This window comes from Streptomyces zagrosensis, assembly GCF_014203645.1.
GTDB lineage: Bacteria > Actinomycetota > Actinomycetes > Streptomycetales > Streptomycetaceae > Streptomyces > Streptomyces zagrosensis.
On sequence record NZ_JACHJL010000027.1, the window covers coordinates 76,776 to 97,772 of the forward strand.

Annotated in this window: 16 protein-coding genes and 2 pseudogenes; 11 read left to right on the forward strand and 7 right to left on the reverse strand. The window is 68.8% G+C overall.

All coding sequences use genetic code 11. The annotated features are described in order from the left end of the window. Window positions 1–294: 294 nt before the first annotated feature. Entirely contained in the window at window positions 295–1,620 is a 1,326-nt protein-coding gene (locus FHS42_RS32830) for a PQQ-dependent sugar dehydrogenase (protein ID WP_184579385.1), read from the reverse strand. A gap of 868 nt (window positions 1,621–2,488) precedes the next feature. Between FHS42_RS32830 and pqqA the strand changes: the two genes are divergently transcribed. The 6 genes from pqqA to FHS42_RS32860 all read left to right on the forward strand — a co-directional run bounded on the left by pqqA (window position 2,489) and on the right by FHS42_RS32860 (window position 7,399). Next, entirely contained in the window at window positions 2,489–2,653 is a 165-nt protein-coding gene (gene pqqA, locus FHS42_RS32835) for a pyrroloquinoline quinone precursor peptide PqqA (protein ID WP_184579386.1), read from the forward strand. 8 nt (window positions 2,654–2,661) lie between these two features. Beyond that, complete coding sequence (locus tag FHS42_RS32840; RefSeq protein ID WP_184579388.1) at window positions 2,662–3,819, forward strand: MBL fold metallo-hydrolase; 1,158 nt, start codon at window positions 2,662–2,664, stop codon at window positions 3,817–3,819. A 287-nt stretch (window positions 3,820–4,106) separates the two neighbouring features. Further along, complete coding sequence (gene pqqC, locus FHS42_RS32845) at window positions 4,107–4,871, forward strand: pyrroloquinoline-quinone synthase PqqC (RefSeq protein ID WP_184579427.1); 765 nt, start codon at window positions 4,107–4,109, stop codon at window positions 4,869–4,871. Window positions 4,872–5,005: 134 nt separating this feature from the next. Next, the gene (gene pqqD / locus FHS42_RS32850) at window positions 5,006–5,317 is read left to right on the forward strand and encodes a pyrroloquinoline quinone biosynthesis peptide chaperone PqqD (protein WP_184579390.1); all 312 of its coding nucleotides are present in this window, start codon (window positions 5,006–5,008) and stop codon (window positions 5,315–5,317) included. Then, window positions 5,314–6,630 carry a pyrroloquinoline quinone biosynthesis protein PqqE gene (pqqE, locus tag FHS42_RS32855; protein WP_184579392.1) on the forward strand — a complete coding sequence of 439 codons (1,317 nt, stop codon included), beginning with the start codon at window positions 5,314–5,316 and terminating at the stop codon, window positions 6,628–6,630. Before pqqD ends, pqqE begins: the two co-directional genes overlap by 4 nt. Window positions 6,631–6,739: 109 nt before the next feature. Then, window positions 6,740–7,399 carry an aldehyde dehydrogenase family protein gene (locus FHS42_RS32860; protein WP_246495743.1) on the forward strand — a complete coding sequence of 220 codons (660 nt, stop codon included), beginning with the start codon at window positions 6,740–6,742 and terminating at the stop codon, window positions 7,397–7,399. 191 nt (window positions 7,400–7,590) lie between these two features. Here FHS42_RS32860 and FHS42_RS32865 read toward each other — a convergent pair whose 3' ends face one another. Together FHS42_RS32865 and FHS42_RS32870 are read right to left on the reverse strand one after the other, a co-directional pair. After that, a complete protein-coding gene (locus FHS42_RS32865; RefSeq protein ID WP_184579396.1) occupies window positions 7,591–8,025 on the reverse strand; it encodes a DUF2267 domain-containing protein in 435 nt (144 codons plus the stop codon). A 347-nt stretch (window positions 8,026–8,372) separates the two neighbouring features. Then, entirely contained in the window at window positions 8,373–9,437 is a 1,065-nt protein-coding gene (locus FHS42_RS32870; RefSeq protein ID WP_184579398.1) for an oxidoreductase, read from the reverse strand. A gap of 125 nt (window positions 9,438–9,562) precedes the next feature. Here FHS42_RS32870 and FHS42_RS32875 point away from each other — a divergent pair, with 125 nt between their 5' ends. Then, entirely contained in the window at window positions 9,563–10,177 is a 615-nt protein-coding gene (locus FHS42_RS32875; RefSeq protein ID WP_246495745.1) for a TetR/AcrR family transcriptional regulator, read from the forward strand. A 42-nt stretch (window positions 10,178–10,219) separates the two neighbouring features. On the opposite strand, the gene FHS42_RS32880 is transcribed toward FHS42_RS32875, so the two are convergent. The 3 genes from FHS42_RS32880 to FHS42_RS32890 form a co-directional block, all read right to left on the reverse strand. Next, complete coding sequence (locus FHS42_RS32880) at window positions 10,220–10,993, reverse strand: class I SAM-dependent methyltransferase (RefSeq protein WP_184579400.1); 774 nt, start codon at window positions 10,991–10,993, stop codon at window positions 10,220–10,222. 195 nt (window positions 10,994–11,188) lie between these two features. Further along, complete coding sequence (locus FHS42_RS32885) at window positions 11,189–11,938, reverse strand: HAD family hydrolase (RefSeq protein ID WP_184579402.1); 750 nt, start codon at window positions 11,936–11,938, stop codon at window positions 11,189–11,191. A gap of 647 nt (window positions 11,939–12,585) precedes the next feature. After that, a complete protein-coding gene (locus FHS42_RS32890) occupies window positions 12,586–13,188 on the reverse strand; it encodes a TetR/AcrR family transcriptional regulator (RefSeq protein ID WP_184579404.1) in 603 nt (200 codons plus the stop codon). A gap of 12 nt (window positions 13,189–13,200) precedes the next feature. Between FHS42_RS32890 and FHS42_RS32895 the strand changes: the two are divergent. Continuing rightward, window positions 13,201–13,542, forward strand: a pseudogene (locus FHS42_RS32895) (SDR family NAD(P)-dependent oxidoreductase); the annotation flags it as partial. 83 nt (window positions 13,543–13,625) lie between these two features. On the opposite strand, the gene FHS42_RS32900 reads toward FHS42_RS32895, so the two are convergent. Further along, window positions 13,626–15,119 (reverse strand): class I adenylate-forming enzyme family protein, encoded by a 1,494-nt coding sequence (locus tag FHS42_RS32900; RefSeq protein ID WP_184579405.1) that lies wholly within the window; start codon window positions 15,117–15,119, stop codon window positions 13,626–13,628. Window positions 15,120–15,463: 344 nt separating this feature from the next. Here FHS42_RS32900 and FHS42_RS32905 point away from each other — a divergent pair, with 344 nt between their 5' ends. From FHS42_RS32905 to FHS42_RS38345, 3 genes and pseudogenes are all read left to right on the forward strand, one after another. Continuing rightward, the gene (locus tag FHS42_RS32905) at window positions 15,464–16,588 is read left to right on the forward strand and encodes a 50S ribosomal protein L11 methyltransferase (RefSeq protein WP_184579406.1); all 1,125 of its coding nucleotides are present in this window, start codon (window positions 15,464–15,466) and stop codon (window positions 16,586–16,588) included. Between the two features lie 193 nt (window positions 16,589–16,781). Next, window positions 16,782–17,771 (forward strand): ACP S-malonyltransferase, encoded by a 990-nt coding sequence (locus tag FHS42_RS32910; protein ID WP_246495747.1) that lies wholly within the window; start codon window positions 16,782–16,784, stop codon window positions 17,769–17,771. Window positions 17,772–17,809: 38 nt separating this feature from the next. Further along, window positions 17,810–20,997, forward strand: a pseudogene (locus FHS42_RS38345) (type I polyketide synthase); the annotation flags it as partial.

Consider the following 20,997-nt stretch of genomic DNA (forward strand, 5'->3'; position numbering starts at 1 on the left):
CACAACGCTATCCTTCTCCTGGTTCATCGGGCGCCCAGGAAAGGCGTGGAGGTGCAGTAGGGCTTCTTCCGGTGCCACACCCCCAGGCTCGCACTTGCGCACGGGCGTGCACCGGGCGGGGGTGCCTTGCGAGGAGGCAGCAACGGCCTGGAAAAACTCTCCCCACAAAACAACAACGTCGGTTTCCAAGGCCATTACCAGGCCTTGGAAACCGACGTCACGCACGCCCCTAAAGGAACCAACAGCATTCCGCGGTGGGGGAGCTGGGCTCATCGGCGGGCGGTGCCCCCGGGGCTACCGCAGGGTCACCTGAAACACCTTGTCGGAGCCGTTCGGCTGGCCGCCCCCCAAGTCCGCATTGGTCGTGGTGAGCCACAGTGCGTTGGTGCCGGGCACCTTTTCGACCGTGCGGAGTCGTCCGTAAGCACCCGTGTAGTACGCCTCGGGGGTGCCGGCGCCAGAGGAGTCCACCGGGACGCGCCAGAGGCGTTGGCCGCGCTGGGCCGCGAGGTAGAGCGCGCCGTCTGCGTAGGCGATGCCGCTCGGCGACGCCTCGCTGACCGCCCACTGCCGCTCGGGGTTGGTCATGCCAGGTGTCGAGCACTGGCCCTCGCAGACCGGCCAACCGTAGTTCTGGCCCGGCTTGATGAGGTTGAGTTCGTCGTACGCGTTGTTGCCGAACTCCGCCTCCCACAACCGGCCCTGGGCATCCCAGGTCAGACCCTGTGGATTGCGGTGGCCGATGGAGTAGACGAGGGATTCATAAGGGTTGCCGGGAGCGGGCTTGCCCTCCGGGGTCATCCGGAGAATCTTGCCGTTGAGGGACGCCTTGTCCTGGGCGAGCCCGGACTCGAAGGCGTCCCCCGTCGTCGCGTACAGCAATTTGTCCGGGCCGAATTGGAGCCGGCCACCGTTGTGGAACCTGTGCTTCTTGATGCCGGAGACCAGCACGGTGTAATTCCCGAGCCGGGAGCCGTCGTACGTCATCCGGACGATCCGGTTGTCGTTTTGAGCCGAGTGCATCAAGAAGATGTGGTGGTCGCGATTCCAGTTCGGCGACACGGCCACGCCGAGCAGCCCGCCCTCGCCGTTGGTGGTCACCACGTTGGGGACCGTACCGGCCTCCACGCGCTTGCCTGCCCGAGACAGCCGGAAGACCTTGAACGTCTCCCGCTCGGTGAGCAGCGCTGACCCGTTCGGCAGCCAACTCAGTCCCCATGGGACCGACCAGCCGCCGGAGACGGTACGGATCGCGGATGGCACGGAGCGCCCGTGGTGGCCGCCGCGAAGTGCTCTGGCGCGCAGGTCAATGGCGCCTGCCGGGCCGGGGGCGTTGGCGGAATGCGACGCGTTCCGCTCGCTTTCGGCCAATTTCGGGAGCGTTCCGGCGGGCGCGCCCAAGGCGGCCGGGGAGTCGGCGCCCTGGATGGCCGAGTACGGAATGTGGCCGGAAGCGGCCGTGGCCGCGTGGCCCGGGCCGGCGGCCCGATGAGTGGCGGTCGCGGCATTGCCGGTCGCTGCGGTGGCGGTGAGCAGTCCCGCGGTCAGCGCGGTCGTGGCGGTCAACGCGAGCAGCGTGCGCCGGCGGGCCTGCCGGGAAGTGCGGGGGACCCTGGCCATGGAACGTTCCTCCTAGAGGTGGGAGTTCGTGCACGGTGGCGGGCGGTGCGCTGCGGTGGTGGTGATGTGCTCTTAGGCGGTGCGTGGAGGCTTCGATGGGGTCGCGTGCGACGGGGCGTTGCTGCGGTGCTGTGCCGCGCGGCGCGTCGTCGGGTACGAGACGTGGGCCCTGCTCGGATGGGGTGTGCGGCTCGCTGTGCGGTGACGCTGGTGATCTCTTGGACGAAGTCACTGTGGCCGACCGGCGGTCGCCTTGACGGGCGCCGGGCGTATGCGAGAGCAGTTGAGGGAAATGTAAAGAAGGCTTCCTGTCTCGTCAACAGCTCTTGACTGACGTCACAGGGATCGCGATTCTGCAACGAGAGCCACTGTGGGCGTCCGGCGTGAAGTTCGGACACTCCAGGCATAGTTGAGCCCGTTCAGCACCATGCTTGTCGGCCCGATCGGTGCGCCGTACCGGGCCACACGTCACCGTACGACGGGGTAAGCCAAGCCGTCTTTACGCACCATCAACGGGGCCCTTCCAGCAGGCACGTACCCGTGCTCCGTACACGGGAACTGGCACCCAACGGCAATCCGGCACGGACACCGCCTGAGCACACGCAAACACTCACCCGCCCCCGCACGTTCAGGCGCGCGACGCGGTCTGCTCGCGCGCCCCCGGCCCATGGCGGAAGTCGGGTACACGACCCTGCACACGACGCTCTTGCGCCGCGCCCGAGCGGGCTGCCAGGCCAAGCAAAAACCAGCGAAAAGGTCAGTGAACTCACCGAAGCGTTCAGGAGAAAGGAGCAAATGGGAGCGAGAAGAAAGCAGGCCGAGAAGGCACGGAAAGCCCAGTAAAGGCAGCGAAAGGCAGGTATGGCTCATGACGGAATCCGTACAGCAGGCGGTCGAGCGGCAATCACGGCCGGTCGATCCCGCGGTCTCGGCGGCCCCGGCGTCCGAAGGGTCCGCCGGGTGGCACACGCCTGACTACACGGTCGTTGAGACCGCGCTCGAAGTCACCGCGTACTCCCTGAGCAACCGTTAGCCGGCGTCGTGCTGCTGCGGGTACTCGGTACCGCGGCGGGCGGCGGCATACCGCAGTGGAATTGCGCGTGCCCCAGTTGTACCGGGGCACGCGCCCATCCCGCCCGGCGCCGCCACCACGCCTCGCTGGCCGTACAGGCAACGGAAGGCCGTTGGTACATCGTCAATGCGACGCCCGACATCGGGGACCAGATCGAGGGCTGCCCACCGCTGCGCCCCAGACCCGGAACCCGCCGCAGCCCGGTGGCCGGGCTCATCTTGACCGACGCCGAACTCGACCACACGCTGGGCATCGCCAGGCTGCGCGAGGCCGCCGGCCTTGAGGTGCTCGCCACCGGCGCCGTACGGGACGCCCTGCTCAATCGGCTGGGACTCGGAACCGTCCTTGGCCCGTACACCGAACTGCGCTGGCGCGAACTGCCCCATGGACAGGCGGTCCCCCTCGGACAGGCGCCCGGGCCCGGCCCGGCCGAGCCGGCCGACCCGGCAGCGCGTGCCAACCCGGGGCTGCCCGCTGCGCCGGGCGATGACGCCGGGTGGGCGATCGCGGAACGGGCCGGGAGGTTGGCCACCGACGAGGCCGACAGCGGCCTCTTGGTGGAGGTCAGCGCCATCCCAGTATCCCGCAAGCGCCCGCGGTACGCCGTGCCAGCGGACAGCCCGGGCCCCGGCGGCAAGCGCGCGGCGGGCCTCGGCGACGACGGCCCGGCCGAAACCGGCGGCGCGAGCGGGAGCACGAGCGGGGGAGCGGACCGAAGGGGGAGCGAGGAGCAGGGCCGCGATGGTGGTGGGTGGGTCGTTGCTCTGCGGATCACCGACCGGGTGTCCGGCGCAACCGCCCTCTACGCTCCGGCGATCGCCACGTGGTCCGCAGAGCTGGCGGACGCGGTGGCCGAAGCCGACTGCGTGATCGTTGACGGGACGTTCTGGGACGAAGACGAACCATGCCGCGCCGGAATCGGCACACGTACCGCCACCGGCATGGGCCACCTGCCGATCGTCGGGCCCGGCGGCACGGCCGAACGCCTGTCCACGCTCCACGCTCGCTGTCTCTACACCCATCTCAACAACACCAACCCCCTCGTGGACCCGGGCGCGGCGGAGCACCGCCGGCTCGCCGAGTGGGGCATCGAGGTAGCCGCTGACGGGATGGTGATCGAGCTGTGAGCAAAGCTGCGGTGAGAGCCGGCGAGGGTCCGCAGACCGCCGGGGGAGAGGGCACGGGATCGGGGCCAGGGCCGGGAGCGCGCCCGGAAACCGGTGCCGGCGGCCGGAGAGCGGACGTGAGTCTGGGCGCGGATGAGCGTACGAAAGTGCCCGCGGGCCCCCATACGGCCGCGGGCTCGGACGCCGCCGTGAGCCGGGAGGGCACGGACACTGTGAGCGCGGATACCGTGAGCGCGGACGGCGGCGCGGGTGTGGGCAAAGCGGCGCGTGTGAACGGCACCGCGGGTCTGGGCGGGCAGACACAGGCGTGGGCGGCCGACGCAGCGGCGTTCGAGGCACGGCTGCGGGCCGTGGCCACGGGGCGCTACCACGACCGGCACCCGTTCAACGTGCGGATGCACGAGGGGCAGTTGACCCCCAGCGAGCTACGCCGCTGGGTCCTCAACCGCTTCCACTACCAGCGCCACATCCCCATCAAGGACGCCCTGGTCATGGCCAAGTTCGACACCCGCGAGCAGCGCCGGACATGGCTGCGCAGGGTGCAGGACCACGACGGCAAAGTCGAAGGCGAGGGCGGGATCGAGAACTGGCTGCGGCTTGGCACGGCCGTGGGACTCGATCGCGAGGTGCTGCTCTCGGGAGAGGGAGTGCTGCCCGGGGTGCGGCTCGCGGTGGACGGCTATGTCAACTTCTGCCGCCACGGTTCGCCGCTTGAGGCGGTTGCCGCCTCGCTGACCGAGCTGTCCGCACCCGGGATCATGCTCACCCGCATCGACGCTTTCGAACGCCACTACCAGTGGATCGACCCGGCCGGGCTCGCGTACTTCCGCATCCGCGAACACCAAGGGCGCCGGGACAGCAGGGAGGCCCTGGACCTCGTGCTGTCCTGGGCCAAGGCCGCTGCCGACCAGGACCGGGCGGTGGCCGCGCTCAGCTTCAAGTGCGATGTGCTCTGGTCACTCCTTGATGCGGTGGCGCACGCTGACACGGCTGACCCCGCCACCCGTTCCGACCCCGCCACCCGTTCCGACCGAGCCGGGTGGCGGCCGTGAGCGCGGCGCGGCACGCGCGGACGTACGCGGCGACGAGGCCGGGTACGTGGACCCACTCGGTGGGCGACACGACACGTCCCCCGAGCAGTCACCCGAGCGGGGCGGAGGAGTACGCGAGCGGAGCAGGAGCATATGTGAGCGGAGTGAAGCCTCGCACCGGAGAGACGGCACAGGGCGCTGCCGGGGCCGACGCCGGTTGGCAACCCGTGCTGGCCCCCTCCGTACTGCTGCGTCGGGACCGGGTGCGGCGGACGGAATTGCTGGTGCTGCCCGAGCGGGTGGTGGTCCTCAACGACCGGGCGGCCGACGTAGTGCGGCTGTGTGACGGGCGGCGCGCTGTCGGCCAGATCGTACGGGAGTTGGCAGACCGCTTTCCCGACGCGCCGGTCGCGGACGAGGTTCCCGCGTTCCTGACGCGGCTGCGTGAACAGGGGTGGCTGCGATGAGCGACGGACACGGACGTCCCTGGGCGCTGCTAGCCGAGCTCACCCACGGCTGCCCGCTGCACTGCCCGTACTGCTCGAATCCCCTCGAACTCGCTCGCCGCTCACAGGAGTTGACCACCGACGAGTGGCGGGACGTGTTGCGCCAGGCCGGGGAGTACGGGGTCGTACAGACCCATCTGTCGGGCGGCGAGCCACTGCTGCGCACCGACCTGGCGGAGATCGTCGCAGCCGCCGATGTGGCCGGTATCTACACCCAGCTTGTCACCAGCGGCGTAGGGCTCACCGAGGCCAGGTTAGGCGCCCTGGTGGACGCCGGGCTGCGCAGTGTGCAGCTCTCGGTCCAGCACGCCGATGCCGCGCGCTCCGACCGGATCGCCGGGCATCGGGCATTCGCCGCCAAAGAGCGGGCGGCGGCGCTGATCCGCAAGACCGGGCTGCCACTCGGCGTCAATGTGGTGCTGCACCGCGACAATCTCGACGCCGTGAACGCGATCGTGGATCTCGGGGTGGCCTGGGGCGCCGAGCGGATCGAACTCGCCAACACACAGTTCTACGGCTGGGCCCTTCGCAACCGGGAGGCGCTGTTGCCAAGCCGTGCGCAACTGGCCAGTGCCGGTGCGGTCATTGAGCGCCGACGAGCGGAGCTGGCGGGCACGACCGAACTGGTGTGGGTGGTGCCGGACTACTTCGACGGCGTGGCCAAGCCGTGCATGGGCGGCTGGGGCGCGGTATCGCTGACCATCGCCCCGGACGGTACGGCGCTACCCTGCCCTGCGGCGTCGGTGCTGCCGGGCCTGGACCCGCCCAACGTACGTGACCGGCGGCTGGAATGGATTTGGGAGTCCTCCCCGGCGTTCAACCGGTACCGGGGCACGGCGTGGATGGCCGAGCCCTGCCGGAGTTGCCCGCGTAAGGAGAGCGACTTCGGCGGGTGCCGCTGCCAGGCGTACGCGCTGACGGGCGATGCGGCACGCACGGACCCGGCGTGCGCTCTCTCACCCGACCATGGGTTGGTACGCGCGGTGGCCGATTCGCCCCGCGGCGCCCACGCGCAGGCGCCGCTGCCGCACCCCACCTACGATGCGCGCGCCTCCCCGGCCGAGCCGCTACGGGGCCAGGGAGAAGGAGCTCGGGCGCCCCAGGACCAGATCCCGTACATCTACCGCACGCCGGCAGCCGGGGGCCGTACGCTCCAGCCCGCACCACCCGCCCCGCGCCCCGCACGCCACACCACGCCCGCCCACACCTCCCCGCCGCCGCCCGGGCAGGCCCCCGCGCCGCCGCCTCGGAAGCCGCCGGAGCTGGGCCCGTGACCTGCGGTAAGGGGTAAGCGGAAGCCGCATGGTTCGAGGAGCCGGAAGGGGAGGTGAGATAAAGCGTGAAATCCGGGCACCCGAAACGTGCTCGGACCCGGGAGGCACCATGACCCGCACGGCCGCACAGGACGTCTACACGGGCTTCGACCACATGCCCATCGCCGGCGAGTGGCGAGCCGGCGGAGCCGGCCGTTCCCGTCCCAACACCGATCCGTACACCGGTGAGGTCCTGCTGGAGACGACACTGGCCGATGCCCGAGACCTGGACGAGGCGTACCGCGCTGCCAGGGTCGCCCGCTCCGTCGCGGACGGCGCCGAACTCGTCCTCACCGGTGAGCCCACCGGGCCCACGGGACAGGTCCTGCCGCCGCAGGTTCTGCTGGGTGACACCGGTAAGAACGGTCACACCGGTAAGAACGGTGACAATACTGTCACCACCGCCAAAGAGGAGGTGTTCGGGCCGGTCGCTACCGTCATCGCAGCGGACGGCGAGGAAGACGCCCTCCGCCTGGCCAACGACACCGAGTACGGCCTGTCCAGCGGCGTCTATACGCGCGACGTCGAGCGCGGCCTGCGGTTCGCCCTCCGCGTGCAAGCGGGGATGACCCACGTCAACGACACCACCGTCCACGATGACGCCCATATCGCCTTTGGCGGAGAGAAGAACTCCGGGCTGGGGCGCTTCGGCGGTGACTGGGTCGTGGACGAGTTCACCACCCAGCACTGGGTGAGTGTGCAACACGCGCCACGCGAGTTCCGGTACTGACATTACGGGGGAGTCCCCTCACCGGAAGGCACCGGAGGAGCCTTTTACCATGGTTGCCAATGGTTGCCGAGGGGCGACCGGGCTCATCCACCGAATGACCAGACCAGGATTGACCAGACCAGGACCAGGATGACCAGACCAGGCCGGTCTCCGCCGGGCGACCAGACCGTGCCCTCGCGTCAGTCAGTGCCTCAATCAGTCCAGTCCGTACTCTCGGCGGCGCGGCTGACGGGCATGAGTTCGCGGATGTCCGCGGGCAGCGCCCCTGCCACCTTCTGTGTCAGTTCCGGAGCGAGGGCAGCGTCGAGCACCTCCAACACGGCGGCGGCCTCGCGTACGGCCATGTCCTCGTCGGTGCCCGCTCGGCCGGCGACCCGCCCGACGAACGTCGTCAGGTCGAATCGCTCGCCCGTACTGTCCGCGGTGCCGTCAGCGGAGGCACCCGTCGCCTGCCGGGCGGAGGCGGCCAGTTCCGGTGGCAGTTGGGCGGCCATATGGTCGGCGAGTCCGGGCGGCAGCCGTTCGGCCAGCGTGCTCAGCACGGCCTGTGTCGCCCGTTCGGCCGGCCCCCGGCCCGGCAACTGAGCGAGCGCCTGCACCTTTCCAATCATTTCGTCATGCTGCATGAGAGGGCTGTCCCTTCCACGATCTTGTTCGTCGGGCAATGCCGAAGGCGGGGCACGGAACGAGTACCCGGTGACGGGCCGCTACACCGGCCCGGTTCGAATGGCGAGGGTCTTCGGCACCCATCTGCATCGCTCACGGTGAGAGAGACACCCATGCCGCCGCAGCTCCTCACCAGCTGTCGGCAGCGCCGGACACCACCGAAGCCGCTGATCAGCGGCCTACTCCCGGAGGGCCCGTGCGAGGTTTTGAGGAGCGCGTTGCGGTCTCCTCGCCCAGCCCGAACGCCTCGACACGGTGGGGCGGCTTCGGTCCGGGGCGGAAATGGCCGAGCAGGGCTCGGGCGAACTCAAGGGCTGTCGCTCATCGGAAAACGCACGCCGGTCAGTTGCTCCGAGAGCACCCACAGCCGTTGGGCCGTAGCGGAATCCTGGATGGCCTGCTCTCGGCCGCGGAGGGTGGGCTCGCCCCGGAGCTGGAACGGCCCGTTGGGCACGACATAGCTCCCGCCGGGCAGGCCCGGGACGGTTGAGGCGTACAGGGAGGTCTTAGCGCCCTCCAGCGGGGGACGGAACGCGATGCCTACGAGCAGGCGCACGAGCGCCTTATACGCGCGGCCCCTGGTGCTATGGGCGCCGCCGGTGAGCACATGGGAGCGGGTGAGTCCGGGGGCGACGGCCATGCTGCGCAGAGCCAACCCGGCAGCTTCAGCCCTCCGTTGTAGTTCCACGGCGAAGTAGAGGTTGGCCCGCTTGGACTGGACGTACGCGAATGCCGATCGGTAGCGGCGCTCTGCGTTGAGGTTGGCCATGTCGAATCGGGCGAACCGCTGGCCTTCGCTGCTGACGGTGACCACGCGCGGGCTGGCAGCGCCCAGTAGATGGGGCATGAGTAGCCCCGTGAGAGCGAACGTGCCGAGGTGGTTGACGCCAAACTGCGATTCGAAGCCGTCGCGGGTCCGGGAGAACGGCACCATCGCGATGCCGGCGTTGTTGACCAGGAGGTCGAGCCGGTCATGGTTCCAGCTCTGCGCGAAGCTGCGGATGGACGCCAGGTCGGCGAGGTCCAGGCGGCGTAATTCGGCCTGGGCGTCGGGTACTTCGGCTCGTAGTCGCTGTAGGGCCGCACCCCCGCGCTCGCGGTGACGACAGGCCAATACGACATGGGCGCCGTGGCGTGCGAGTTCGCGCGCGGTGGCGTATCCGATGCCGCTGTTGGCGCCCGTGACCACGGCCAGCCGTCCCGACTGGTCAGGGATGGAATCCGGCGTCCACCTCGTAGTCGAAACCGCCTGCGGCGCCGATGTCTCGAAGCGATCGCCGGCCGGGCGAGGGCAGCGGGCAACGCCATCTATAGCCGCGTTGTCATGGCCACGAAGCGAGAGCCGGGCGGTCGCGTGGGAGTTACAGGGCATGGGGGGCTTCTTCCATGGTGGGCAGGGGCGACTGCGACTCAGAGGGAACAGCCGCATTGCAACTATTGGTTGCGATAAACTGAAGCCTGCCGCACGACCCGTCATCAACGCAACAGGGAGTTGCAATGAAGCCAGTTGCGTCAGCCTCACGACGCCCCACCGCTGTCGGGCGTGGCAAGAAGATGCGCACCGCCGTCTTGGAGGCGACCATCGCCGAGCTGACGGAGACCGGCTATGCGGCGTTGACCGTCGATGGTGTCGCCAAACGGGCCGCGGTGCACAAGACGACGATCTACCGGAACTGGAAAGACTCCACCAACCTGGTCGCCGACGCGCTGGCTAGCCACTTCGCCCAGGACATTCCCATTCCCGACACCGGGGCGGTGGACAGCGATCTGCGCGAGCTGGCCCGCACGCTCATCAGCACCATGACCACACGCGCAGGCCAGGCCCTGCTCGTCACCGTCCTCTCGGATGCCGTACGCATTCCTCAACTTGCCGAAGTTAAAAGCGCGCTCTTCGGTGACCGGTTCCGGCGGGCGGCCATCGTCGTCACCCGAGCCATTGAGCGCGGCGAACTGCCTGCGGACACCGACCCAACCGAACTGCTCAAGACCCTCGCCGCACCGCTCTACTTCCGGCTGGTGTTCACCGGTGAGCCAGTTGACGAATCGACCGCGGACCATGCAGTTCGCGTCGCGCTGGCTGCCGCGCGCGCCCACGCGTTGCCGCCTGTCTGACCGCAGACACACCTCGGCCCCCGTTCGCGTCCCGCCGACTGGCTACTCGTCCGAGTCCGCAGTCGGCGGCGGTGTTTCGAGGAGGAAGAAGAGGAAGCCGATCTTGGTCGAAAGGGTGTGGAACTCTTCGGGGAACAGCTCACGGCCGGCCGGGTCGGGCTGCGGCTCGCTGATGACGGCAAGGCGGAAGCCGGCGGTGGTGAAGGCATCGGTCATCGCGTGCAACGGCCTGCGCCAAAAGCTCAGCGGGACGGACTGCCCGCTGAACGTGAACTCGCAGGTATAGCTGGTGGTTGCGTGGTAGTCGGGCCGAGGGTCCTGGATCGCGTAGTCCACGAACGGGTGCTGCACCGACGCGATCAGTCGGCCGCCGGGCGCGATCACTCGCCGCAGTTCGGCCAGCGTCGGCCCCCAGTCTTCTACGTAGTGCAGCACCAGCGACGCGACGACGTCGTCGAACGCATCGTCGGCGAACGGCAAGGGGTCGCTCAGGTCAGCCACGTGCAGGTCCGCTTCGGCACCGAGCCGCCGCCTGGCCAACGCCAGCATCCCGGCGCTGGCATCGATGCCGGTGACATCGGCACCGCGATCGCGTAATGCGGCGGACAGGGGCCCCGATCCGCAGCCGGCGTCCAGGACCCGGCGGCCGGCCACGTCTCCGGCGAGGGCTATCATCGCGGGCCGCTCGTAGTGTGCGTTCAGGAGGTTGTTCTCGTTGTCCGCCGCGTACGCCTCGGCGAAGTTGTCGTAGTCATTCAGCTGAACGGGAGCCCCAGAGTGGGCGAGACCTTTGGGCATGTCGGTTATGCGTTCCATCATCGCAGCCTAGTAGGCACCTGATGCGCCGGAAAGAACCTAGACCGCCCGCCAGGCTCCGGCCTCCCAGCACCCGAAGAGCGAAGGCCAACCCCTGGGCATAGCCCCCCGGGTACTTGCTGCGCCGGGCCTGCGCGGCCTGGTCATGGCGCGCGAGGACGGGGGCGGGGCATTCACGAATCGGGAGACGACCAGTCAAGGCCCCTGGCTGAGGAGCGCAGGAGGCAGCTCCTCCAATCGCGAGATCGTCCGCCAGGCACTCACCGTGTCCTCGCTGGTCTGGGAACTGCGGGTGATCCACACGGCTCGCATTCCGGCCTCCGTAGCGGCCTTGACATCTTCCACGGGGTGGTCGCCAACGTGCACGCATTGCGCAGGGCTAACGCCGAACTGTTCTGCGGCGTGGTGGTAGATCGCCGGGTCGGGTTTTCGGAAACCGCAGTCGGCGGCTACCACTACGGCTTCGAAGGTCTTGTCCACACCCAGGAGGTCGGGCCGGCTGTTTCCGTTGGTGATCAGCCCAAGGCGCAAGCCTCGACTACTGAGCAAGTGCAGGCACGCCATCGCGTCGTCATAGAGCGTCACCGCAGAATGCCGAGTGTCCATGTAGGCCCCGAATACTCGTTTGGTGAACTGTTTTTCGGCCCCCACCTCGGCAGACACTTCCTCGAACGCCGCCCAGCGGATCGCTTCCATGCTCGCGCCACTGAACTCGGGCCGGGAAGCGACGTCCTCACGCACCGTGGCTAGCCAGCTAGCTGTCACAGGCGCGCCCGCACGGGAGAGGTCTTCTGCTGCGAAGCACTGAGCCGCGACCTCCAACGCCTGCCTCATAGCGGCCTGGAATCGCCACAGCGTCTCATCACCATCGAATGTGACAACGGAGATTTCACTCACAGGACATACCTCCAAGTCGAACCAGGCGGCGGAGATTTGGTGAGCCATTGATGCTCACTGCGGTGACAGCGTCCTTTCCATACTGCCGGTACTGCCCTCGGGAATGGTGGGCCCGCATGTGCTGCGAACGGACATGAAGGCGGACAGGCCGATGCCCAGTGCGACACCATGAGCAAGGAATATTGTGACGCAAGGCAGAAAAGCTATCTCGCCTACGAATACCGCTGACGATGACCCCTTCCGCGCGGTTGGGAGGCAGGCAGAGTTGACCCACATGGTGCTGGACGACCACCCAGGCACGGCCGAGAGGTTCGCGCGCCATGTTCGCTGAGTCGGGGGCATCGATGCGGTCGCTGGAGCGCTAGGGCTTCCGAACTCGGTACGGAAGTCGATGCGGGACCCGCTTGGCCCCGGTGCCATTGCGCCTGGCAAGGTGGCTGACAACGCCGCGTTGTGTCCCAGGAGTTTACGAAACCGACCGAAATCCCGCCGTCCGTCCAGGGGCCGGCCCGTCTCTCGTCATCGTCCCCGTGGCGCTGCATCTCGGTTGAAACACCGGGAGGAACGACCTCTGAGAACCGATCCAAGACCAACGACATTGTGGCGACTCGTTCCTGATCTCGCACCGGTAGGAAGCGCCCCGTTGGTGGGAACCGGCCGCTACGGCGAGCAGTCGCTCGCGAAGGCGGCGGTTTTCAGGAGAGCGGCCAGTTGCGCAGGGCGGCGTCGGCCATCTCCTGGAGCTCATCGCGGCCGACACCGCTCGCGGCTTGTACGGCGATGCCGAATGCCAAAGTGGTGACATAGCGGGCCAGTAGTCCCGGATTGCTCTCCGGGGGCAGGTCGCCTTCGTCGATGGCTCGCTGGAACCGCTCTCGGACGCTGGAGCAGCCGTTGTTACGCCAGGCGATGAGAAGGTCACGGACTACACGCCCGGAGTCGCTGGTGGCCAGGGCGCCCTGGACACCCAGGCACCCGCGGAGGTGGGCCGTGCGGGTGGTGGTTCGCACGGTGCCGAGCAAGATCGCGGTGGCGACGCCGAGGGCGGTGGGCTGGCCCAGGGCCCGGGTCAGGTATGCGCTCGGACCTTCGGCGTAGCGCTTCAGGACCTTGCGGAACAGCTCCTCCTTGTTGCCGAAGGCTGCGTACATGCTGGTGGTGGAGATGCCCATAGCGTCCGTCAGGTTGGCCAGGCTGGCCCCCTCGTAGCCCTGCTCCCAGAAGACCAGCAGGGCGCGGTCAAGAGCTTCGTCGGCTTCGAATCCTCGCGGTCGGCCGATTGAGTCGCTCCGTTTCATCGCCACTCCCGCAGTACCAACGTGGACGTCGGCATGGAGGCGTTCGGCGTGTACGCAGCGTCCAAGGCTGCCACCCGTTCGTTCGCCCGTACCTGGGCCAACGAACTGAAGGGACGCGGCATCCGGGTCAACACCGTCACGCCCGGCCCGACCGATACCCCTGGTTTGTCGGGGCTCGCTCCCGACTCGGAGCAGGCCGCCGGCTTCCGGCAGCACCTGGCGACGCAGGTGCCGCTGGGCCGGCTCGGGCGCCCGGAGGAGATCGCCGCCGCCGTCGCCTTCCTCGCCTCCGAACAGAGCAGCTTCATCACCGGTTCGAGCCTGTACGTCGACGGGGGCCAGAACCAGATCTGACTTCCATGGCTGCACATCCGGCTACCCGGACAGCCGCTCCGACATATGCACCGCGCCGGAGTCCAGCACCGTCCTGGCGCCGCCTACGCCCGACGTGTATGTGAGGGCTCGGGCCCGGCCGTGGGCTCCGGGGCAGTGTCACGACCAGTGGGGGAGGGGACGGCCCGTGAGAACAACTGCACCGCCATTTCCTCCAGTTGAGCCCTGTGCGGCTTTCCGTTGGCGTTGACCGGGAAACGGTCGATCACCTGCACCCGGTTCGGCCGTTCCCAGGCCGGCAGCGCGTCGTTGATGATGTCCTGCCAGTGCCTGGCGTCGCGGCCCTGGTCATCTTCGACGAAGAAAATCAGCGAGCAACCCCGGTCGGCGGCCGGAAGGGAGACTATCTTCGCCGAGCAGCCGCGGTCGGCGATTTTCCGTTCGATGATCTCCGGGTACAGGGTGTAGCCGTTGCGGTTGACCGCGAGCTTCCGCCCGATCACGAACAAATTGTCGTGGTCGTCGAGGTAGCCCAGGTCACCGGTGGTGAACCAGCCCTGCGCTGCGGGGACCACACCGCCCTCGGCGTCGAGATGACCGGTCATCATGTCCGGGCAGTCCACCAGCACCTCACCGATCTCACCGGGGGCCACCGAATCGCCGGTCTCGCCGACGACCTTCAGGGCGAGGCCTTCCATCACCGTGCCGCAGGCCACCGGGTTCTCCGGGGTCGCGAAGGCGACGTTGCCGAGTTCGGTGCTGCCGTAGCTATCGAGGAGCGGTAGGCCGAACTCGTCGACGTAGGAGCGGCTGAGGCTCGGGTCCAGCGGGGAGGCACCGCTGCAAAACATGCGGACCGAGCGCAGAGCCGCCTTGGTGGAGGGACGCCGGCGTGTGATGTTCAGGATCGAACGGTACGTCGCCGGGGTGGCGTCCAGCACGGTCGCCCCCGTGTAGTCGGCGAAGCGCAGGGCACGGTCCGGCCTGCGGAACGGGGCGATGACCAGGGAGCAGCGAGTGATCCAGGCGATGAGGACCATGGAGAGGCCGTACTGGTGGTTGAAGGGCAGTAGCGGCAGCAGCACATCGTCCGAAGTGTGTCCGACATGGCGTGCGTTGCGTTCGAGGTTCTTCAGAAACCTCCCGCCGTTCTTGGCGATGCCCTTGGGCCTGCCCGTGGAGCCGGAGGACCACATGATCAGTCCGTCGGGCAGCGCCGACCACGTGGTGAAGTCCAGTGCGCCGTCCTGGGGCACGGTCCCGGCCGACGCGGCCATCACCTCGTAGAGGAAGACCAGTTCGCCGCCGTCCGCGACCGGTGCGTCATCGTCGACCAGGACGATCTTGGCGCCGGCTTGAGCACGAATACGTTCCGTCTGATCGGCCTTCTCCTGATGGTCCACGAGCACGATCGACGCGCCGAGGTGCATCAGGGCGAGTAAGCCTCCTACAAAACCAGTTGAGTTACCTGCCTTGAGTAAAACCCGGGTGCCGGGATGGACGCCCCGCGCGCGCAAGGTGTGGGCCAGACCGAGGGCCTTCTGTTCGAAGACATCCAAGGTATCGACCGAATCGGCGGCGAAGATTTTCGCGGCCATTGAGTCACCTCGCTGTTCCATGGACCGGAGCCGCCGTCCGGCAGTGTGGGCCCCGCCCGCCGTTGTTCGGAGCACACGACACCGATCGCGATTTCGCGTCCACCCTAATGGTTTCACGATCACATCTCACATGAAGATCAGGTTTCTCCGAAGTGACCTGTAGGTATGCCCTCTGGTGGGGCACCGCCGGTATACCCGGCTCGGCACGAAGGACACCACTACGGAGATCAACTCTTTCAATATCCCGACTTCCGGGCCGGCCGATGGTTCTGACATGCTGTTGGTGCAAGGGGTTGTGCCGGCGCGCGACCGATGTGGTCTTGTGCCGCTTGAGAGGACTGTGCGTGGCTCGTTCCTTAGTCGCCGAAATTGACACACCGGGTGGCAGGGTGCCCGTGCGCGCATGTGTCTACGAGCCGATCCCACCCCTGTGGCTGTTTCCGTCGATCGGCGAGTACCCGCTCTACGACGACTTCGCCTACGGCCAGATGCTCAAGGACGAGCTGCGGATGGAGCGATACGCGGCGGCGGTACGCCGCTACGCTCCCGGCCGCACCGTGCTCGACATCGGCACCGGCCAGGACGCGGTCTGGGCCCTCGCCGCGGCCAGGGCGGGCGCACAGCACGTGTGGGCCGTCGAAGTCATCCCCAAGTCGGCACGGATCGCCCGCGAGAACATCGAGCAGGCCGGCTTCTCCGACCGGATCACGGTGATCGAGGGCCTGTCCACCGACATCGAACTCCCCGAACCCGTCGACCTGTGCGTCTCCGAGATCATCGGCACACTCGGCGGCTCCGAAGGCGCGGGCGCCGTACTACGCGATGCCAGGCAGCGGCTGGTCAAACCCGGTGGCCTCTTCATCCCGCACCGCAGTGCCACCACGGCCGTCGCCTTCGACATCGGCCGCGCCTCGGCCGGCGCACCACCGGGCTTCCCGCTCTTCACCCTCCGCTACCTGGAAGAGGTCTTCGCCGGCACCGGCCACCCCTTCGACCTGCGCGTGTGTCTCGTCGGCCCGCAGGACAACCCGGCCATGAGAAAAGAGAGTTACCTGTCCACTACCACCGAGGTGGAGCCGTTGGAGTTCAACGGCGACCTGCGCCCCGAGGGCGTCGATCGGGCCGAGGTGGCCTTCACCCGGGCCGGCCGCTTCCACGGACTCGCACTCGGGATGCGCCTGTGGGTGGCCGAGGACGACGAACCGCTCGACTCGCTTGTGCAGGCCAGCAGTTGGACCCCCGTCTGGGCGCCGCTCTCAGAGGTCGGCCTGCCCGTACGGCCCGGCGACCGGTTCGAGTTCACCTTCACCACGACGATGAGCGACGACGGAGTTCACCCGGACTACGCGCTGGCCGGCACACTCCGCCGCGACATCGGCCCGGCCGTTCCCCTGCGCTGGCGCTCGGCACACCATCAGGACAGCTTCCGCGCCTCGCCCTTCTACCGGTCACTGTTCCCCGAGGCCTGACCCGGTGGTGTCACTCGTACGTCACACACCGGCCCCCCGGTACCGCGCCACCGCCCGTGCGGACAGCCGGCGTCGGGCTGCCGCTGACACCACGTCCCCGGCCCGTGCCACGGTCATCGGTGCGCTGAACCATCGGTCCGCTGAACCATCGGTCCGCTGAACGCCACCGAGAACCACCGCTCTTGGAGACGCCATGCCCCGCCCCACCGACCGCCCGGTGCCCCGCGCATCCCGGACCGGCGAGCAGACGAGCGCGGTCGTGTTCCCGGGATTGGCCGGAACGACCTTCGCCGCACTGGGCAAGTTCCTCGTCCTGGACCGCTTCGCCCGCCCCCGGGTACGCGTGGCGGACGAGGTGCTCGGCTATCCCCTGCTGGAACGGTTCCGGGACTCCACGGACGACGACTACTCCGAGTCCGCGCAGGTAGCCTCCCTGATCAGCTCGCTCGCGCTGGCCGAGCGTGCCGAGACCGTACGGGGCGCGCGGCCCCGTTTCTGTGCCGGACCGAGCTTCGGACTCCGCCCCACCGCCGTGTACAGCGGCGCCCTCGACCTTGCCGAAGGCATCCGGCTCACCGCTGCGATCGCGCGTAGGGAACGGGAGTTCTTCCGCACCCACCACAGCGACATCGTCACGCACACCGTCGTCCGTGTTCCCGCGGAACCGCTCGCCGCACTGCTCGCCGAATGGAACGCACGCGGCGACCGGCTCGAAGTCTCGGGCGACCTCGACCAGGGGTTCGCCATGGTCACCCTGCGCGAAACACTCCTCGACCGGTTCAAACGCGCGATCGGCTCGATCGGCGGTTACTCCATGCACACCATGCGCCCACCCGCCCACTCCACCCTCTTCGGCGAACTGCGCACCGCGATGGAACAGGACGTCTTCGCCGACGTAGGCCTCCGCACACCCCGCATCGCCGTGGTCAAGGACCAGGACGGCTCGATCGTGGACACGGCAGAGGCCATGCGCACCATGTTGCTCGACACGTTCAACCGGCCGTTCAACTGGCGCGCGGTCGTCGGAACCCTCGTCGCCCAGGGTGTACACACCGTCCACTTCACCGGCGCGGACGCGCTGTTCACCCGGCTGGACAGCACCGTCCGCCATCTCCACGTAGTGAAGACCGACCCCAAGTCGGCCCTCCGCCCGTCGTCGTTGCCCGTGGGAGAGACCGTATGACCAGCGATGCCCCGCCGTCCATACCCTCGACGTCCCCGGGTCCGGAGTCACCGGAGGACCTGCTCGCACGTCTGCACGGCGTACCGCGCGAGCGCGCGGACGAACTGCTGTTGGACCTGGTCGTACGGCAGTTGGCGACCGTCCTACAGCTTCCCGACGGGGAGCGCGTCCAGCCGGCACAACGCTTCGCGGACCTCGGCCTCGGCTCACTCGCCGCCGTCGACCTGCACCGCGGGCTGGCCGCCGCCACAGGCCTGCCTCTGCCGCTGTCCATGGCCTTCGACCGGCCCACCGCGGCCGACCTGACGGACTTCCTCGCCCGCGAACTCTTCGGCGACCCCGACACCAACACAGCCCCCACCCGCCCCGAGCGGGCCGACGACCACGACGATCCGATCGTCCTGGTGGGAATGGGCTGCCGATTCCCCGGCGGAGTCGGCTCCCCCGAGGACCTGTGGCAGCTCGTGCTGGACGAGACCGACGCCATCACGGACTTCCCCGATGACCGCGGCTGGGACACGGCGGGCTCGTTCGACAGCGACCCCGACCGCGCGGGCAAGACTTATGTGCTCTCCGGGGGCTTCCTCCCCGGGGCGGCCGACTTCGACGCGGAGTTCTTCGCCGTCTCGCCTCGCGAGGCCCAGTCGATGGACCCACAGCAACGACTGCTGCTCGAAGTCTCGTGGGAAGCCGTCGAACGGTCGGGGATCGACCCCACGTCCCTGGCGGGCACCGCCACCGGGGTGTTCGTGGGGATGGAGGACCACGAGTACGGGCCCAAACTCGTCGATGCCCGCGACGGTGCCGAGGGCTACCTGATCACGGGCAACGCGGCCAGCGTCGGATCGGGCCGTATCGCCTACGCGATGGGCCTAGAAGGCCCCGTGCTGACCGTCGACACCGCCTGCTCGGGGTCACTGGTCGCCCTCCACCTCGCCGCCCGGTCCCTGGCCCGCGGCGAGTGCGATCTCGCCCTCGCGGGCGGCGCCGCCGTGATGTCGACCATGGGCGGCTTCCTCGCCTTCAGCCGCCAACGCGGGCTCGCCGCCGACGGCCGGTGCAAGGCGTTCGGCGAGGACGCCGATGGCACCGGCTGGGGCGAAGGCGTCGGAATGGTCGTACTGGAACGGCTCTCCGACGCCCGACGCCGCGGCCACCACATCCTCGCGGTCCTACGCGGCTCCGCGATCAACTCCGACGGCGCCACCAACGGCCTCACCGCACCGAGCGGACGAGCGCAGCAACGGGTCATCCGCCAGGCACTGGCCAACGCCGGCGTCGCCGCGTCCGACGTGGACATCGTCGAGGCGCACGGCACCGGCACCACCCTCGGCGACCTGATCGAGGCACAGGCACTGCTCGCCACCTACGGCCAAGACCGGGCGGCGCCCCTGTGGCTGGGGTCACTCAAGACCAACATCGGCCACACCCAGGCCGCCGCGGGCGTGGCCGGAGTCATCAAGACGGTGATGGCGATGCGACACGGAGTCATGCCGCGCACCCTGCACTCCGCCGAGCCGTCGTCGCGGGTGGACTGGGCATCGGGCGCGGTGGAACTGCTCCGCTCCGCACGGCAGTGGCCGCGCGCTGACCGCCCCCGCCGCGCGGGAGTGTCCGCGTTCGGATTCAGCGGGACCAACGCCCACCTCATCTTGGAGGAGGCCCCCGAGCCCACCCCGAAGGCCCCCCGCGCCCTCACCGGGCCGGTGCTCCTCTCCGCCCCCGACCCGGCCTCCCTGCGCGACCGCGCGGAGAGCCTCGCCCACGCGGACCTCGCGTCCGTACTCGACCACGCACGCTCGGCGGCGACCACCCCGACCCGATTGCCCCACCGGGCCGCGGTGGTCGCGTTTGACGCCGACGAACTCCGCCGCGGTCTGAGTGCCCTGGCCGCCGGGAAGGACATCCCCGGCGTAGTCCGCGCGCCAGTGGGCGCGGGTGTGGGTAAGGGCGAGTGCGGGACACAAGCCGCTTTCCTGTTCACCGGACACCCGCCCGTACCGCTCGCAGACGGCCCCGCGGCGGAGACCGGAGTGATCCGCGGAGCGGGGCTGTACGAACGGTTCCCGGTCTTCGCCGACGCACTGGACGCCGCTTGCGCACAGTTGGACGTCCACCTGCGCCGTCCGCTCGGACCGATGCTGCGCGGGGGCGGGTACGCGGGCGAGTCGCTGGACGACGCGGAATGGGCACAGCCCGCCGCCTTCGCGGTCGAGATTGCACTCTTCCGGCTGCTGGAGTCCTTCGGTGTCACCCCTAGCCACGTCATTGGACAAGGGGCGGGCGAGATCACCGCGGCACAGGTGGCCGGGGTGCTCACCCTCGCCGACGCAGCCGCGCTCGTCGCCGCGCGCGGCAGGCTGACCTCTGAACTCGCCCTGCCCGGGGCAGCGCTGGCGCACGCGCTCGGGGAGATGCGCTGGGTCGCCGAAGTGCTCACGTACGCCGCTCCACGTATTCCGGTGGTGTCCGGGCGGCTCATGACGGACGAGGAGATCACCTCCCCCGAACACTGGGCGAACTCGCTGCACGGGGCCGCGCCGTGGTCCGACGGTCTTGAGACGCTGCGGACGGCCGGTGTGCCGACCGTACTGGCGCTGGGACCGGCCGGGACCGACGTGGTGTCACTCCGCGCGGCGCACGAGCCCGCCTTCCTGACGGCGCTAGCCGAACTGCATGTACGTGGCGTTCCCGTGAAGTGGAACCAACTCCACGGCGCCACGGAGGCCGCAACGCGTGAACCGGCCGCGTTCTCCGCCGGCCATGTGTGGCCCGGAGTCGAGCGCACGGTGCCATGGGTGTTGTCGGGTAGGTCGGTTGAGGCGGTTCGTGGTCAGGCGGTGCGGTTGCTGGATTGGGCGGAGGCCGCTCCCGCTGTTGATGTGCTGGATGTGGGGCGGTCGTTGGTGACCAGCCGGGCGCTGTTCGATCACCGTCTGGTGGTGACCGGTGGCGACCGTGTGGAGCTGCTGGCCGGGCTGCGGGCGGTGGTGGCGGGTGAGCCTGCGTCGGGGGTGTCGCAGGGGAGTGTATCCGCCTGGGCGGGTTCGGGTGTGGTGTTTGTGTTCCCGGGTCAGGGTGGTCAGTGGGTGGGTATGGCGCGGGAGTTGGTGGAGGCTTCGGAGGTCTTTGCGGCGGGGATGGCGGAGTGTGCGGAGGCTCTTGGTTCGTTTGTGGAGTGGTCGTTGTGGGATGTGTTGGGTGATGAGGTGGCGTTGGGTCGGGT